This is a genomic window from Thalassospira lucentensis (genome assembly GCF_032921865.1).
In the GTDB taxonomy this organism is placed as follows: domain Bacteria; phylum Pseudomonadota; class Alphaproteobacteria; order Rhodospirillales; family Thalassospiraceae; genus Thalassospira; species Thalassospira lucentensis_A.
The window spans coordinates 711684-729602 of the sequence record NZ_CP136684.1; the positions used below are offsets into that span (position 1 = coordinate 711684).

General features: G+C 54.3%; 13 protein-coding genes. 5 read left to right on the plus strand and 8 right to left on the minus strand.

The genetic code is table 11. The features are described from left to right. Positions 1-940: 940 nt before the first annotated feature. From R1T41_RS03890 to R1T41_RS03900, 3 genes are all read left to right on the plus strand, one after another. Entirely contained in the window at positions 941-2254 is a 1314-nt protein-coding gene (locus R1T41_RS03890) for an adenylate/guanylate cyclase domain-containing protein (RefSeq protein WP_317340103.1), read from the plus strand. 916 nt (positions 2255-3170) lie between these two features. Further along, entirely contained in the window at positions 3171-5258 is a 2088-nt protein-coding gene (locus tag R1T41_RS03895) for an elongation factor G (protein WP_317340105.1), read from the plus strand. 121 nt (positions 5259-5379) lie between these two features. After that, the gene (locus R1T41_RS03900; RefSeq protein ID WP_007089859.1) at positions 5380-5850 is read left to right on the plus strand and encodes a Dps family protein; all 471 of its coding nucleotides are present in this window, start codon (positions 5380-5382) and stop codon (positions 5848-5850) included. Positions 5851-5928: 78 nt separating this feature from the next. Here R1T41_RS03900 and R1T41_RS03905 read toward each other — a convergent pair whose 3' ends face one another. The 7 genes from R1T41_RS03905 to R1T41_RS03935 form a co-directional block, all read right to left on the minus strand. Further along, positions 5929-7209 carry an amidase gene (locus R1T41_RS03905; RefSeq protein WP_097052001.1) on the minus strand — a complete coding sequence of 427 codons (1281 nt, stop codon included), beginning with the start codon at positions 7207-7209 and terminating at the stop codon, positions 5929-5931. A gap of 52 nt (positions 7210-7261) precedes the next feature. Beyond that, positions 7262-7945 (minus strand): DUF2848 domain-containing protein, encoded by a 684-nt coding sequence (locus tag R1T41_RS03910; RefSeq protein ID WP_317340108.1) that lies wholly within the window; start codon positions 7943-7945, stop codon positions 7262-7264. 134 nt (positions 7946-8079) lie between these two features. Next, positions 8080-9360 (minus strand): TRAP transporter large permease, encoded by a 1281-nt coding sequence (locus tag R1T41_RS03915; protein WP_062947995.1) that lies wholly within the window; start codon positions 9358-9360, stop codon positions 8080-8082. After that, entirely contained in the window at positions 9357-9905 is a 549-nt protein-coding gene (locus R1T41_RS03920; RefSeq protein WP_317340110.1) for a TRAP transporter small permease, read from the minus strand. Before R1T41_RS03920 ends, R1T41_RS03915 begins: the two co-directional genes overlap by 4 nt. Before the next feature lie 30 nt (positions 9906-9935). Beyond that, positions 9936-10988: a TRAP transporter substrate-binding protein gene (locus R1T41_RS03925; RefSeq protein ID WP_317340111.1), complete on the minus strand. Its 1053-nt coding sequence runs from the start codon at positions 10986-10988 to the stop codon at positions 9936-9938. 39 nt (positions 10989-11027) lie between these two features. Continuing rightward, the gene (locus tag R1T41_RS03930; RefSeq protein WP_317340112.1) at positions 11028-11879 is read right to left on the minus strand and encodes a putative hydro-lyase; all 852 of its coding nucleotides are present in this window, start codon (positions 11877-11879) and stop codon (positions 11028-11030) included. An 89-nt stretch (positions 11880-11968) separates the two neighbouring features. After that, on the minus strand, positions 11969-12862 hold the full coding sequence (locus R1T41_RS03935) for a LysR family transcriptional regulator (RefSeq protein WP_097052006.1): 894 nt from the start codon (positions 12860-12862) through the stop codon (positions 11969-11971). Between the two features lie 250 nt (positions 12863-13112). Here R1T41_RS03935 and msrP point away from each other — a divergent pair, with 250 nt between their 5' ends. Beyond that, positions 13113-14081 (plus strand): protein-methionine-sulfoxide reductase catalytic subunit MsrP, encoded by a 969-nt coding sequence (msrP, locus tag R1T41_RS03940; RefSeq protein WP_062948003.1) that lies wholly within the window; start codon positions 13113-13115, stop codon positions 14079-14081. 90 nt (positions 14082-14171) lie between these two features. Here the strand turns inward: msrP and uvrB are convergent, their stop codons facing one another. Further along, complete coding sequence (gene uvrB / locus R1T41_RS03945; RefSeq protein WP_317341562.1) at positions 14172-16307, minus strand: excinuclease ABC subunit UvrB; 2136 nt, start codon at positions 16305-16307, stop codon at positions 14172-14174. A 318-nt stretch (positions 16308-16625) separates the two neighbouring features. On the opposite strand from uvrB, the gene R1T41_RS03950 reads away from it, so the two are divergent. Continuing rightward, entirely contained in the window at positions 16626-17828 is a 1203-nt protein-coding gene (locus tag R1T41_RS03950; RefSeq protein ID WP_062948005.1) for an aspartate transaminase, read from the plus strand. The last annotated feature ends 91 nt before the right edge of the window (positions 17829-17919 follow it).

Genomic DNA, 17919 nt, shown 5'->3' on the forward strand with positions numbered 1-17919 from the left:
GGCTTTTTTTGGTGTACCAGCACGCAAAAAGACAACCCCTAGTTCATACGAGAAACTGTAATAGCGGGTCTTCAACACAAAACCCTGACGCGAACTGTCACCGATAATGACCTTTTGAACCAGTTCATCAGCACGCAAAATCAGCTTCTCCAGGAAAACGCAGTCATAATAGCTTCAAATTACTGACATTTTTTCGCCATGCACTCAGCGCATGGTTGGATTGTTGTTATTCTATTTTTAAGCGTAAGATCATATGCGTATATTCACATCAGAAGTTGTTAGCGACCGCGAAAGCGAAGAGCGCTTTCATCTTTCCCTGATCTCCGCATGATCCGTCTGCCGAAACGTTATTCGGCATGGAATCTTCCCTGGATTCCACGTCTCCCAGACGTTAAAGCCTCCCTGTTGATCTTGCCGGTAGCTCCCCCTAGCTACCGGCATTTTTTTCGCATTCGCACAATTAAGTGGCAGCGAATTGATCAAAAGATTGGGAATAAGCGCATTAGAACCCATAAATATTGTAGTTATTTCAGATGTTTAATGTCTGAATCTTCGTAGCCCAAGATTTATGCAATTTACGCATGGCTGAATGAGCAATTTGACAGTGGTGTTTCCCGTCAAAAACGCTATCTTCCTCTTCGAACCGCAGCGGTGAATAACTGCATCGCGGTACAGAGTTTTCTCCCTGACCGAATTTTCGGTCTTTGTCGGGCGCCCTGCCCGGCATACCCAGGGCCCTGAGAAGGGTCCTACGTCTCCCAGACGTGAAGCCTCCCTGATAAACTTGCCGGGCACATTTGTTGCCCGGCTTTTTTTTTGCCTTGATGAAACCCCTTCCTCTAGCAGGCACAACTGTGATCGGTCCCGGCTTGGCACTCACAGATAAACCGCGCAGTATGGCATCTGCGTGCAATGACGTCTGACGATCAGGGTTGAAATCATGAAAAGCAATATTGGCCAATTCCTGTTTGGCAAACCGGCACAGGATCGTCTGCCGGACCGTGTGCGCGATGCGATTGCCCGTCAGCAGCAGGACAGCGAAAAACTGATTGGCTGGGTGCAGCTGCTGCTGGTGACGATCTTTGCGACCCTTTACACCGTGTCGCCCAAAACATTCATGAATACCGGAATTCATCCGGTGCCATGGGCTTTGGGGCTGTATTTCCTGTTTACCTTTATCCGGCTGGCGCTGTCCTATCGCGGCAGCCTGTCGAATTGGTTCCTGACGCTGTCAGTCATTGCCGATATTGGTTTGCTGATGGTCCTGATCTGGAGCTTCCATATCCAGTATATGCAACCGGCAAGCTTCTATCTCAAAGCGCCGACCATGATCTATGTGTTCATCTTCATCTCGTTGCGCACCCTGCGGTTTGATCCGCGTTATATTTTGCTGGCCGGGGCAACGGCGGCGATTGGCTGGCTGATACTGGTCTTTTATGTAATCTGGAGCGAACGGGGCGAGAGCATGGTCACACGGGATTATGTGACCTATCTGACATCCAATTCGATCCTGATCGGGGCCGAGATCGACAAGATCATTGCCATTGTTCTGGTATCAGCCGTGCTGGCGATTGCGGTTTCACGCGCACAACGATCCTTTACCCGCGCCGTCACCGATGAAATCGCGGCAAGCGAGCTGTCGCGCTTTATCTCGCCCGAGGTCGCGGCCCGCATTACCCACGCAAACCAGCAAATCAAACCCGGCGACGGCGAAGCCGCCAAAGCCACCATCATGTTCACCGATATCGAAGGGTTTTCCGGCATTTCCGAAAAGCTGAGCCCGCAGGAACTTGCCGCAATGCTCAATGAATATTTCGCAGCAACCAGCAACGTGATCAACAAACACGGCGGCGTCATCACCCAGTTTCAGGGGGATGCCATGCTGATTACCTTCAACGCCGTCAAACCTGATCCCGATCACGCGCTGAACGCCGTCCGCACTGCAATTGATATCACACGGCTCTGTGCCGACACCACGTTCTGTCATGGTGGAAAGCTTAGAACCCGATGCGGCATCAATACCGGGGATATCGTGATTGGTGCGATTGGCTCGGAAAGCCAGCTGACCTTCACCGTCCATGGCGACAACGTCAATATCGCCGCCCGACTTGAACAGCTTAACAAACAATATGGAAGCTACATCCTTGCAACCGAGGATACGGTGAAGTCCTGCCAGGAAGAGTTCGCATGGCAGGCACGCGGCGAGGTCACCGTGCGCGGGCGTGAAACGCCAACGCCGATCTTCAGCCTCTAGGCAGATGAGCTTATCGCCTTTGCCATCCCCACAAAGAAAAAGCGCGCGGCGGGCGATTTGCCCGCCCCACGCTTTTTGGGGACAGATGGTCTTGGGGAGACCGGTCAGATACGGTGCCTTGACCTTGGGGTGCAGATCACTGCGGGGGACAGTGATTTTAAAGGTCCCGGTGAGTAGCGAGGGAGGGGCGCTTCACCGGCGTTTCCGCATCTGACAATTGTGAATATGCCCTTGAATTGGGGCGTAAAAACCGGCCGGTAATGACCATTCAGGGGCAAATTGGGGCGAAATAAAGTTTGGAACTGTAACCGCGAAAAGCCGTTCCCGATTGGGGAAAAAAGAAGGGGCGGGATTTACCCGCCCCATTTTCGGGGTCTTCATGGTCTTGGGGAGACCGATCAGCCGGGGCCTGGGATTGTTCTCTCTTCGGGGGAAGATGAAAGAACGGGCCAGAAGACGTTTGAGGGGGGACAGAAGGTTCTGGCCGTTGCCTCGACTGACAATGCCTAATCTGCCTTGTGAATAGGGCAGGAAAACAGGCCGCATAGGGCCATTTGAGGGCGAATTATGGTCAAAAAGGGGCATATGAACCCACAAACCCTTGATAGCGATATTGCCAATAATGATCTATCCTGAAGATTGTCCGGCTCCGCATTGGCAGAAACACGCCAATCCGGAATGACGCATGCAATTGCATTCCCTTCCGGCACCCGTACCCTGTTGCCTTCTGTGCCAACGCAGACCGGACACCCGCACCACACAGACCCGGAAAAACCGGGCGCGCGCAACGTCCTGACCGGCTGCATCATTTGCAGAAAGCACATGGAATTGGCAAACCGCTTATTTAGGCGGGATAATACAGATCTCCATGCGCGGGCCGGCCCCATGCGTCCCATGATGCATCAAGGAGATGTCCATGCCCCCGTCCAAAGACCCAAAAGACAAAGCAGACACCACAAATCCCCTCGCTAGCCCCCGTCACGTTCCGCGATGTGCCGCGTTAATCGGCCCCTATTCCAGTGGCAAGACCAGCCTGTTTGAAAGCCTTCTTACCGCGACAGGTCGAGTACATCGCAAGGGGTCCGTTCGTGATGGCACGACAATCGGCGATGCAACAGCCGAGGCACGCGAACGGCAAATGAGCACCGAAATGACGGTTGCCCAAACCCGGTATCTTGACGAGGAATGGCATTTTATCGATTGCCCCGGCTCGGTTGATTTTGCACAGGATTCCCGTGAAGCCGCGATGATATGCGATGTTGCCATCGTGGTTGTCGAACCCGACCCGACACGCGCCATGATCGCCGCACCGATCCTGAAATTTCTGGATCGCAATCGTATTCCGCATCTGATTTTCATCAATAAAACCGATCATAGCGGCATTCGCCTGCGCGATAGCCTTGATGCGCTGCAATCAATTTCGGAGCGTCCGCTTGTGCTCCGTGAAATTCCGATCCGCGACGGCAAGGGGCCGGACGATACGATAACCGGTTTCGTCGATGTCGTTTCCGAACGGGCCTATCAATATCTGGAAGGACAACCTTCAAAACTGATCACTCTGCCCGCCAACGCCAAAGAACGCGAAGCCGAGGTCCGGGATGAATTGCTCGAGGCACTTGCCGATTTTGACGACAATCTGCTTGAACAAATCCTTGAAGATCAGACACCGGCAAGAGAAACAATCTATGACAATCTTGAACGTGATCTGGCCAAGGATTTGATCGTTCCGGTGTTCTTCGGGTCAGCTGAACATGACCACGGCATCATTCGATTGTTAAAGGCATTGCGTCACGAAGCGCCGAATGCCGATGTGTGCGCTCATCGTCTGGGCGTTGAACCGCAAGGCGAGGTTACTGCTGTCCAGATTTTCAAAACCGTTCATCTGCCCCATGCGGGGCGGTTTTGTTATGGGCGGGTCCTTTCGGGGCAGGTAAAGAACGGCGACACACTTGGTCGCGACAAGATCGCAGGCATGTGTCAGGTATTTGGCGACAAGCACGAAAAGCTCGATATCGGTACATTTGGCAGCATCGTCGGCCTGCCGCGAATTGATCATCTGCGCACCGGTTCGCTGTGCACAGCCGATGGCGAGATGGATAGTCTTTGGCCAGATCCCCTGCCCCCGCTTTATGAAACCGGACTGGAAGTTACCAAGCCCGGTGATGACGTCAAACTGACCGAAGCATTGCGCCATCTGTGCGAACAGGACAGATCTCTGTCGTTCGTTCATAGCGACGATACCGGGCAACTTGTATTGCGGGGCCATGGCGATATTCACCTTCAGGTCGCACTGGCCCAGCTTCGCACCCGCTATCACCTTGAAATCGAAACCAGACCGGTTGAAACCGCCTATCAGGAAACCGTGCGCAAGCCGGCACAGGCGCGGGGTCGCTATAAAAAGCAGACTGGCGGACATGGGCAATTTGGCGATGCCCAGATCGAACTGAAACCCCTTGGACGCGGCGAAGGTTTTTCATTCAATGAACGGATCGTCGGCGGTGCCATTCCGCGGCAATATATCCCCGCTGTCGAAAAGGGGGTGCGCGATGCCATGCGTTCCGGACCGCTTGGTTTTCCGGTGGTTGATATCGCGGTCGAACTGGTTGACGGGTCCTATCACGCGGTTGACAGTTCCGATCAGGCATTTCAGATGGCCGGTCGCATTGCCATCGCCGATGCGCTTAAGGAAGGGCAGTCGGTTCTGCTTGAACCCATCGAAAGATACGCGATTTCGATCCCGTCGGAATTCACATCCAAGGCCCAGCGGCTGGTCAGCACCCGGCGCGGCCAGATCCTTGGTTTCAGTGCCAAGGATGGCTGGCAGGGATGGGACGAAATTGATGTCCAAATGCCCGCATCCGAAACCGGCGATATGGTGATGGAGCTACGATCACTGACACAGGGAACGGGCTTTTTCACGCGGAGTTTCTCGCACATGCAGGAACTTACAGGCAAGCAGGCCGACATGGTCGTAAATGCGCGACAAAAACCACATAGAAAGTAATAGAATTGATCTATCGCTAATCATTAAACTATTGATTGGCGTAAAGTTTTCCAATCGTTGATACTCTTTGCAGACAAAGAGCTAACCTTCGGGCATGTGCCCCTTTTACCGGAGTGAAAACATGCAGATTGATATCGGAATCAATGAAACCAACCGCACTGCAATCGCCGACGGCCTTGGCCGCGTTCTGGCAGATTCTTATGCGCTGTATCTCAAAACCCATAACTTCCATTGGAACGTGACCGGGCCGATGTTCCAGACGCTGCACACCATGTTCGAAGAACAATATACCGAACTGGCCATGGCGATTGACGAAGTTGCCGAACGTATTCGTTCGCTGGGCGCGTTTGCCCCGGGCAGTTTTTCGGCTTATGCCAAACTCTCCTCGATCCCGGAAGAAACCGGTGTGCCTGCCGCCAAGGACATGATCACACAACTGGTCGAAGGCCATGAAACCGTGATCAAGACCGCGCGTTCGCTTTATCCGATCTGTGACTCGTCAGACGATGATGCCACTGCCGACCTTCTGACCGCACGCATTCAGGTCCACGAAAAAACCGCATGGATGTTGCGCTCCCTGCTGGAAAGCTAAAACGAGAACGTCGTGTTCAAAACAAAGGCCCGGAAATCCATCCGAGCCTTTTTCATATCCGGTGAAGCCAACCGAACACTATCCACGCAGCAAAGGATCAATCCGGCGCGCCGCATGCAGGACGGCAAAGTCGTGCCCGTGCGGTGCCGCAATCATCAATGCCCCCGGCGCAACGCCGTCACCAGCCGGAACCGGGATTGAAATGGCGCAGGCATCCGAAAGGTTCAGATAGGAAGTATTGCGCAACATCATCGCATTCAAACGGTCAAAGTCGGCTTCGACTTCGGCAATCTTGGGTGCCATCATTGGTAATGTCGGTGAAATCATCACATCGACATCCGCCATGGCCGAACTGAACATCGCAATCACGTCGGTTCGCTTGGCATAGGCATCAATCAGGTCTGCCGCACTTAGCGTATCGGCAAAACGCATCCGGTTCAAAACACGCGGATCGCCACAAGTTTCAAGCGCCTTGAAATCCCGCGAATAGATTTTGTGCGCCTCGGCCGCGACAAGAATTTTGTTGATCACCGCATTCTCGGCCAAAAAGCCCAGATCAATCTCGGTCAACTGATGGCCAGCGTCATTCAGCTTTTTGCAAACCGCATCAAAATCCGCCCGCACCCGGTCATCAAGGTCATTCACAAAGGCATGGGCCGGAACACCGATTTTGATCGGGGCGGGTTTGCCATCCTGTGCGGGCAAGGTTTTGCCCGCCATGACTTCAAACGCGGTAATCGCGGTTTGCAGATCACCGGCAAGCGGCCCCGCCGTGTCAAAACTTTTGGCCAACGGATGAATGCCTTCACCCGACATCCACAGACGGCTGGGCTTATAGCCATAAAGCCCGTTGATCGCCGACGGAATGCGAACCGATCCGCCGGTATCGGTGCCAAGTGCGATATCGGCCAGACCAAGTGCAACCGTCAATGCACCGCCCGATGTCGAGCCGCCCGGAATGCCTTCGGGGTCAAACACATTGCCCGGCGTACCGTAATGCGGGTTAAGCCCGACACCGGAATAGGCAAATTCGCTAAGTGCTGTACGACCAAACGGCACCGCACCGGCGGCCTTGATGCGCGCGATGACTTCGCAATCCCGCGTTGCTGCCGGACGCCCCTGCAACAATTTTGATGCGGCCGTGGTGGTAACACCGGCCTCGTCATAAAGGTCCTTTACCGAAACCAGCATACCGGCCAACGGCAGGGCCGTTGCCGATTGCGCCACGCGTTCCTCGGCCGCGTCGGCATCACGCAAAATGCGGTCGCGGTCAAACTCGGTGAAAATCCTGGCTGCCAAATCACCCAGTTGATCTACCTTATCAATCGCTGCCTTAGCCTTGTCGATGATCGCGCCCATCGGGCTGCCTCCGTCACGTTCTGATTTTTATGGAAATTTTCTGAAACCGAGCCTAGGCGATTTCAGGCAGTTCAACAATGTCATAGCTGTGTGTAATGCTCAGCCCCCGCACCGGATCATGCATTGTCATTTTAAACGAACGTGCCGGGCGCACCCCGCCCTTCGCACCAAAAGTTCCGCACAGCATCGCAGCCGCCTTACCATTGGCACCTGCCGCCTTAAGCCCCGCCCCTTCGATCAGATCGGAAAGCGGACGGATTGATGCAATCGTGCCTTCCTGATAGGGAACCCATTCATCACTGTCGCCTTCACGGATCCAGGATTTCAGTTCGATCTGTTCCAGATGATCCGCAACATCGTCAAACTTCCAGATCGCATCAGCAACCGGCTTGGCACAAATCTGCTTTGACAGTGCAACCGAATGGGCTTCAAGTTCCCGGTCGGTATGATCCGATGCCAGTCCAAGATACAAAACACCGTCCTTTGAAATCACCAGCGGCTCGACCTCGCCCGACGTGCCTTTGCCCACCACCTCGATCAGCGGTGCCTGGGTCAGCATGCCAAACGATGTGCGGTAATAAAGCGGCACGGTCGATGGTGGCTTGACCCCGATAGCGGCCAGTTCGTCAATGTGATGCTGGATCGCCTTGGCATCGCGGCCGGTCCATCCGGCAACCGTGCAATGACCGATTTCAAAGCTGACTTCATTGCCATCAAGGGTAAAATTCATCTGCATTTGCTCTATCCCAATTCTGATTTTTACGAATTTTGCGCGCATTGGGCGGTTGCGGACCGGCTTCCCGGTCCGCCCCGAAGGCACAAAAGATCAAGACATGATGCGTGTTGTCGCGCGTGTTTATCCCGACCGGATCAAAGGATGTCGGGCAGGAACAGGGCGACGGACGGCATCGCGACAAGCAGGGCGATCATGGCCAGCATCACCAGAACAAACGGGATGGTGCCCAGCATCACTTCGGACAATCGGCCCGATTTGCGTGCCCCCTGCACGACGTAAAGGTTAAGTCCGACAGGCGGTGTGATCAAAGCCATCTCGATCAGAACAATCAGAAGAATGCCAAACCATACCTTGTCAAACCCCATGCCGGTCATGATCGGCACAATGATCGGAATGGTTGCCACCATCAGCGACAGGGTTTCAATGAAGAAACCAAGCACGATGTAAAGCAGGATCACGACCATCAATGTGCCCATCGGTGACAGGTTCAAACCGGTCAAAAGGTCTTTAAGTTCCCGTCCCATGCCTGCGGCGGTCAGGGTAAAGTTCAGGAAATAGGCACCGATAATCACCAGCATGATCATCGCGGTGATCCGAACCGTGCCATACAGGCATCTTTCCATCATTTCGCGCGAAACACCGCGATTGAATGCCGCAATCAGCATCGCAATTGCCACACCGACAGCAGCCGATTCTGTCGGGGTTGCCCAACCGGCATAGATCGACCCAATCACTACAAGGAACAGAACTAAAATCGGCAAAAGATGCTTCAGGCTGCCGATGCGTTCCGACCAGGTGAATGAACGGCTTGTCCCGCCAAGGGTTGGTTTGATCTTGCACAGGATCGCCGTGACCATCATAAAGGCCACCGCCATCAGAAGCCCCGGGATCAATCCGGCAAGGAAAAGACGCGGGATCGATGTTTCGGTCAGGAAGCCATAGACGATCAGGTTGATCGATGGCGGGATCATGATGCCAAGCGTCCCGCCCGCGGCAATCGCGCCGGAAAACAGTTTGGGATCATAGCCAAGCTTTTCGGCCTGCGGCATGGCAACGGTTGCCACCGTCGCCGCCGTCGCAACAGACGACCCCGACGTTGCCGAAAACATCGTTGCGGTGCCGATATTGGCGTGGATCAACCCGCCCGGAAGCCACGAAAACCATTTATCAAGGGCTTCATAGGTGCGTTCGGCAATACCACCACGCACCAAAATTTCCCCTAGCAGCACAAAGAACGGAATGGCGATCAGGGTCGATGAATTCGACGATGACCAGACCACCTGCCCCAGTCCGCGCAAAAGCGGGAACGGCGAAAACAGCTGATCAACCCCGAACCCCAGCAGGAACAGAACAATCCCGACCGGAATGGACAGGGCCAAAAGCCCCAGAAGCGATGCGGTAACGGTAAAGATCATGCTTCCAACTCCAGTTCGGAGCGGGCACCCACCAGCGCATCGGCCTGCTCAAGGTTACGCTTGGCCAGAAGCGACAGTGTCAGGATGACCAGAACACTTGAACACACGGCAAACCATATCCAGCCGGAAAGCCAGATCGATTGCGGTATCCATAATGGTGTTTCAAGTGGAGTATTGGCGCGTGATCCGCGTTCAATCGTCTTTTGCAGAACCGGCCAGCTTTGCACGGCAATAACAATCGACGTTGCGGCAAGGGCGATGATCGCAAGAAGATCAAGCATTGCCTTGCCACGCTGGCGTAGACGCAAACGGATAAGGTCAATACGGACATGCGCCAGTTCCGTCAGGGCATAAGACATTCCCCAACTGGCGACGCCGGCCATCACATATCCCGATATTTCATCAGCACCACCAAAGGAAATACCGACTTCACGCAAAAGAATATCTGCGATGATCAGGATCACGCAGCCTGTCAGAACAAGTCCGACAAGCAGCGCGATCATGCGGTTAATGCGGCGGATGGCCGCAATCAATGAGGTAGTCACGGTTGCGGCCTCCTCCGGCTGGTTTTCTGCTTAGCTCAGAGGTACGGCAACACCGACGGTTTTGCCAACTGTATCGTTCCAGCGCGTAACCCACTCCGCACCTGCACGTTCAGCCCATTCCGGCAAGACAACGGTCGTCAGAATTTCCTTGGCCTTGGCAAGATCGGCATCAGATGCCTCAACCAACGTCATGCTCGCCGGATCACCCGCGGGGCAGGTTCCATTACCGGTAAGGCACGCAATATCGGCTTCAAGCGCACCGGCGGCTGCGGCCCAGGCCGGGGCTTCGAACTTGGAATTGACTTCGTCGGTAATCAGTTTCTGCATTTCCGGCGACAGGCTGTTCCACTTGTCAAAATTCATCGCCGTTACAACCGGATCCCAGCCGCCAAGCGGAATGGTCATCAGGTGGTCGGAAACTTCCCACCAACCCGCACTGTATCCCGAACCAGCACCGGTAACGGCACAATCAATCACACCACGTTCAAGCGCGCCCGGTACTTCGGAAAACGCAACATTGACGCCGTTGGCACCTAGTGCCTCAAGGAACTTGGTGGTCATACGCCCCGAACCACGAACCTTTTTACCTTTAAGGTCTTCAAGCGAGGTCACATCACCTTTGCAGAAAACGACCTGCGGCGGGTATGGCGCAATTGCAAGAACCTTGGAATTGAAGCGTTCCTTGAAGATATCTTCGACCATCGGGCGGGCGGCTTCAACCATCGCCTTTGCTTCTTCGGCTGTGTTGGCAACCAGCGGCACATCAAGGCCTTCAAGTTCCGGGGCATCGCCAACCGCATAATCGGCAACCGTCATGCCAACATCGAAAACGCCATCATTCAGAATACGAAAAACGTCACCTCCGCCGATACCCATCTGATCATGGGTGGTCATCTGGACATTAATGTCGCCGTTTGATGCGGCGGGCAGTTCTTCGGTCCAGAACGGTGTTTCAAACTGCTTGTTCAGCGGCAGGCTGCTCCAGCTGCCAACAACCGAAAGGTCTTCGGCAAAGGCAGGGGTTGCCATCATGCCCGCACCAAGGGCAGAAACGGCAAGTAACGATGATACTGTCTTTTTCATGAGATGGTCCTCTCTGATAGCTAGGTTTTATTTGTGATTTCAGGCGGTCTTTGTCTGCAGTGAAAATTCCGCGGCTTCTGCCAGGACATCCGTCACCAGCATCAGACCGGGTTCATGCGTGATGGCAAGGTCCGGCAAAACATTGCGGATCGCCATTTGCGGCGTAACGCCACAGGCCCAGAAAACCGGGATATCCCCTTCGTCGACGACAGGTTCGTCGCCGAAGTCCGGCTTCATGAGATCGGAAATGCCAATGCTGGCCGGATCGCCAATATGAACCGGCGCACCATGTGCCAGGCGATAACGATCGGAATAAAGGATGGCACGGATGGCATCGGATGGTTTGAAGGACCGCATCGAAACCACCAGCGGGCCATGGAAACGCCCAGCCGGGGTGGTCGCAATATTGGTCACATACATCGGAACGTTCCGGTTGGCGTCCATATGCCGCAGCGGCACACCACTGCGGGTAATCGCCGCCTCGAACGAAAATGAACAACCGAGAACAAAGGTCACCAGATCATCGCGCCAGATGGCGTTCAGATCGGAAACACTGTCAAAATCAGTCGTGCCACGAAACACACGATAGCCCGGCAGATCGGTGCGGATGTCAAGATCGGCACCAAGTTCCGGAATATACGGCGAACCCGGTTCGGACATGCCGATCAAAGGGCATGATTTCGGATTTTTGGCACAAAATTTAAGGAACTCGTCGGCATGGCTTGCCGGCAGGATCGCAAGATTGCCCTGCAGATACCCGGATGCATAGCCGGTGGTGGTGCCCCGATGTTTTCCGGAACGGATTGCGCGGCGCAAAGCCAGCGGCGATATCGTCGATGCAGATTCCGAAACGGTCGTCGGGGAACAAGATGCGCTTTTTGTCGCGTTCATTTATTCGGTCCTGTTCTCAGCCTCGCAACAAGCTTGAGAAACTCGACCGATCTTGTCAAGAAATCATTTTAGTCAATTTATGATCTAATTTAACGATCAGTTTGATCGAACAATCTGGCCGCCTCGATCACGGCCTCGCCAATTTCACGATTGCGTTCCGGGTAATAACTGATCACAAAATGAAGGTCGGTCAGCCGGGCTTCTTCCTGCACCGGGATTGCCTTAATATGTTCATCCCAAACGGAATTTGTAACCATCAAGGACGGCAGAACACCGATCCCGAAACCTCCGCCGACAAGGTGTTTTACGGTCGAAAGTGATGCCGATCCATGTAATGCCGGCGGCGAAATATCGGGCGCAGAAAAGATGCTTTCGACCTCGCGAAATGGGGGTGTTCCCTTCGGGAAGGTGACAATAGCATGCTCGGCAAGCTCCGCCAGCGACATCGGATGATCGGGCAACTCCATCGATCCGGTGCAATACCAGCCCAGTTGAACTGGCTTCAGGGCCGCGGCAACCGCCCCCTGTGGCACAGATTCCCGCAACATGATCGCAACGTCAAGCGCATCATCGGCCATGGTCATCGCCAATTGGCCGGATGTATCAACCGAAAGCTCGAATCGCACCTTGGGGTAATCGTCTTTCAGCTTGTTCAACATATCGGTCAGGATCGTATGAACGATGGTTTCGGCAACACCGATACGAACCGTGCCGCTCAATTCCCCCGGATGGGTCAATTCCTGCCAAATACGATCGCGTGCACGCGATAAACGCTGCGCTTCTTCAAGAAACCGAAGACCTGCCGCCGTCAAACGCACCTGCCGGTTGGACCGGTCAAACAACATGATGCCCAGCTTTTTCTCAAGGGCGGAAACCCGCGACGAAATCGCCGACTGGGACAGATCGTATTTCTGGGCTGCGGCCCGAAAGCCGCCTGCCTTCACGATGTCCTGTAAAATCTCGATATCCTTGAATTCAAACACGTTTTCGTTCCCCAAATAGCAACTGCATCGTCGATCCTGTCAGCCGGATCGTTTGATTTATGATCACAATACCCTGCAACCGATCATCTGGCACGATCAATCCGTTGCGATTTTTCTATCGTATGCAGAACAAATCGCACCAATGGGCGTTTCGGACACATTTCCGGCTTCACCGCCCCCTCACCGAGGCGTTACTTGCCCGAAGCACCTTTTCCTTAGACATTGGGAATACGCCAGATTGGAGGGTTAGATGCTGATACGCCGCAAGAAGGGTTGGGAAATCGCCGAACGCGATGCAACCCCGCAATCCATTTACAAGAACCGTCGCCAGTTCCTGAAAGGCATTGCCGCAGGATCCATCGGCGCGGCGGCAACCAGCCTGCCGATCGGTCGCGCCCTTGCACAAGGATCCGATCCAACCGCCGATCTTTATCCGGCGATGCGCAATCCGGCCTATGTCGTTGATCGCGCCATTACGGATAAATCCAAGGCGCTGACCTATAACAACTTCTATGAATTCGGATCGCACAAATTCATTTCCGACGCGGCCCAGGCGATGAAAATCCGCCCATGGACAGTCAAGATCGACGGCATGGTCGAAAAACCGATTGAAATCGATTTTGACGATCTGGTCCGCAAAATGCCTTTGGAAGAACGCGTCTATCGGTTCCGCTGCGTCGAAGCCTGGGCGATGACCGTGCCCTGGACCGGTTTCCCGATGAAGGCACTGGTTGATTATGCCAAACCGCTTTCAGGCGCAAAATACATCGAAATGCAAACTGCGGAACAAAAGGACACCATGCCGGGCCTGCGGCAGTTCTGGTATCCGTGGCCCTATATCGAAGGCCTGACAATTGAAGAAGCCACCAATGAACTTGCGATGATCGCAACCGGCATATACGGCGAACCGCTTCCAAAACAGAACGGCGCACCGCTGCGTCTGGTTACCCCGTGGAAATACGGCTTCAAGAACGTTAAATCGATTGTCCGCTTCACCTTCACCGACAAACGCCCGGTCAGTTTCTGGGAACAGCTTAACGACGGAGAATACGGCTTTTGGGCCAATGTGAACCCCAAAGTCCCACATCCCCGTTGGAGCCAGGCACAGGAACGCCTGCTGACCACGGGTGATGAAGTCCCGACACAGATTTACAATGGCTATGGCCAGTATGTTGCCGATCTTTACAAGGGCATGGAAGACGAAAAGCTGTTCATGTAATTGTCCTTCCCACCCACTCGGAAAAACCAACAAGGCCCGAAACCTGCGAGTGTTCCGGGCCTTGTTTTCGTTAATCAATATTACATCAAATCAGGGGCCGCTGCGCCGACGGCCTTTGTATTTCGGCTTGTTGGCCGATTTCGATCCCGGCCCGATGGTTCCAATGCTGCGCGCCATCGGCCCGGCATCGGCAAGGCCAAGTTCCTGATCTTCAAGGCGCTTGATCTCGTCACGCAGGCGGGCTGCTTCCTCGAATTCAAGGTTTCCAGCGGCTTCACGCATGCGTTTTTCAAGGTCTTCGATATGCGCACGCAGATTGTGCCCGATCAGAATATCGCCAGAAACACCGGTATCGACCGTGACGTAATCATGCTCGGCAACGCTTTCCAGAACATCGCGGATTTTGCTGCGCACCGATTCTGGCGTGATGCCATTGGCTTCGTTATAGGCAATCTGTTTTTCGCGGCGGCGGTTGGTTTCGCCAATCGCATATTCCAGACTGTCGGTCATCTTGTCGGCATAAAGCAAGACCCGGCCATCAATGTTACGCGCCGCGCGCCCTATGGTCTGCACCAGTGATGTTTTCGACCGAAGGAAACCTTCCTTGTCCGCATCCAGAATCGCAACAAGCGCACATTCCGGGATGTCCAAGCCTTCACGCAGAAGGTTGATGCCAACCAGAACATCAAACACGCCAAGTCGAAGATCGCGAATGATCTCGATGCGTTCAAGCGTATCGATATCCGAATGCAGATACCGGACCCGCACACCATGTTCATGCAGATATTCGGTCAAATCCTCGGCCATGCGCTTGGTCAGCGTCGTAACCAGAACACGCTGCCCCTTCGCCGCACATTCCTTTGCCTCGGCCAACAGGTCATCGACCTGCGTTTCAACCGGGCGAATGATGCAAACCGGGTCAATCAGGCCGGTCGGGCGGATGACCTGTTCGGCAAACACACCGCCGGTGCGTTCCATTTCCCAGTTGCCCGGCGTTGCCGAGACAAACACGCTTTGCGGGCGCATGGCTTCCCATTCCTCGAATTTCAGCGGACGGTTATCCACGCAACTCGGCAAGCGGAAGCCATGTTCGGCCAGGGTGAATTTGCGATTATAGTCGCCTCTGAACATGCCACCGATCTGCGGCACGGCAACGTGACTTTCATCAACAAACAGCAACGCATTTTCCGGCAGATATTCAAACAATGTCGGCGGCGGTTCGCCCGGATTGCGGCCCGAAAGCCAGCGGGAATAGTTTTCAATCCCCTTGCAGTGGCCCACGGTTTCCATCATTTCCAGATCGAACATCGTGCGCTGTTCGATCCGCTCGGCCGCCAGAAGCTTGCCTTCCTGCTGGAACTGCGCAAGCCGGTCTTTCAGTTCCTGTTTGATGCCGGCCATCGCCTGTACCAGTGTCGGACGTGGCGTGACATGGTGCGAATTGGCATAGACGGTGACCGCGTCCATGGTGGCAAACTTATGCCCGGTCAGCGGATCAAATTCCGCCAGTTCCTCGACCTCGTCACCAAACATTGAAACACGCCATGCGCGATCCTCGGCGTGGGCCGGAAAGATTTCCAGAACATCCCCGCGCACCCTGAATGTCCCGCGCGAGAATGCGGCGTCGTTGCGGGTATATTGCAACTCGACCAGCCGCTTCATGATCAGGTTTCGATCAACCTCATCGCCAACTGCAATCCGCTGCGTCATTTCAAGGTAAGTTTCAACCGCACCGATACCGTAGATGCAGGAGACCGAGGCCACAATGATACAGTCATTGCGTTCAAGGATCGCACGCGTCGCCGCATGGCGCATCCGGTCGATCTGCTCATTGATTGAACTGTCTTTTTCGATATAGGTGTCTGATCGTGGGATATAGGCTTCAGGCTGGTAATAGTCGTAATAGGATACGAAATACTCTACCGCGTTTTCCGGGAAGAACGCCTTCATCTCTGAATAAAGCTGTGCCGCCAGCGTCTTGTTCGGCGCAAGAACAAGGGCGGGGCGCTGCGTTTTGGCAATAATGTTGGCCATGGTAAAGGTCTTGCCCGACCCGGTCACGCCCAGCAGAACCTGATCGCGTTCTTCGCTATTGATCCCGTCCATCAGCTCGGCAATCGCCTTTGGCTGATCACCTGCGGGCTCATAATCGGTCACCAGTTTGAATTCGTGCGATCCCGCAACCGGCGGACGACGTTTCAGCAAGAATTCAGGTAAGCCATACATCGGCGCATTCATCGGACTGATCCCTTTTTGGACATGACCATAGTTATAGGCCACCGCGACAACATCGCAACCCCTGGCCCTGACAACTACTGTCAGTAGCTGTCAGGAGACGTCAGGACAAAAAACGCCGGAACAGGCATCGAACCATCGCGTTAAGACGTCATGACTTTCGGATCGGATGCCATGATGGGCCGTTTTCATCCCAAAGAACCCGCAAAAGGCGCGAAACTGCCTTGAATTGCTTTAAACACGGGCGTAGGGTCCGAACCGAAAGAAAGCGATTCTTTCTATTTCATTTCATTCCAGGGAAACAGACCAATGGCGTTTATTGCCGACCGTTTGAGCCGTATCAAACCCTCTCCTACCATTGCTGTCACCACCAAGGCTGCCGAACTCAAGGCTGCCGGCGTTGATGTGATCGGCCTTGGCGCAGGCGAGCCGGATTTCGATACCCCCGACAACATCAAAGACGCCGCCAAAGCAGCCCTTGATGCTGGCAAGACCAAATATACTCCGGTCGCTGGTACTCCGGAACTGCGCAAGGCGATTGTCGCGAAGTTCAAACGTGAAAATGACCTGGAATACACTATCGACGAAATCACCGTCGGTTGCGGTGGCAAACAGACGCTTTTCAACGCGCTGTTCGCAACGCTGAACCCGGGTGACGAAGTCATCATTCCGGCACCGTACTGGGTGTCCTATCCGGATATGACCCTGATGGCCGAAGGCGTTCCGGTTGTTGTTGAATGCCAGGAAGAAAACGACTTCAAAATCACCGCCGCCGAACTCGAAGCAGCGATCACGCCGAAAACCAAATGGGTTGTTCTGAACTCGCCGTCAAACCCGACCGGTGCGGCCTATTCACGTGCCGAACTGCGCGCGATTGCCGATGTTCTGCTAAAACATGAAAACGTCTGGGTCATGTCGGACGACATGTACGAACATCTCGTCTATGACGGTTTCGAATTCACCACCATCGCGCAGATCGAACCGAAACTGAAATCGCGTACCCTGACCTGTAACGGTGTGTCGAAATCCTATGCCATGACCGGCTGGCGTCTTGGTTATGCTGCGGGCCCGGTTGAACTGATCAAGGCGATCAACAAGGTTCAGTCGCAGTCCAGCACGCATACCTCTTCGATCAGCCAGGCCGCATCGGTCGAAGCCCTTAACGGCCCGCAGGACTTCCTGAAAGAACGCGCCGAAGTGTTCAAGGAACGTCGCGATCTGGTCGTTAAGGCCATGAATGAATGCGAGGGTCTCTCCTGCAAAAAGCCGGAAGGCGCGTTTTACGTCTATCCGTCCTGCGCAGGCACGATTGGCAAGAAAACTCCGGACGGCAAAGTGATTGAAACCGATACCGATTTCGTGACCTACCTTCTCGAAGCCGAGGGTGTTGCCGCGGTTCAGGGTTCGGCATTCGGTCTTGCACCGTATTTCCGCATTTCCTATGCCACCTCGACCGAAGCACTGACCGAAGCATGCGCACGTATCAAACGTGCCTGTGCTGCACTGAAATAAGCCGGTTTTTCGATCACGGAAAATTCGTTGGGGCCCGGCACTTGCCGGGCCCTGTTTTTTTGTCCATTATCTAATTCAACATTTACGCACT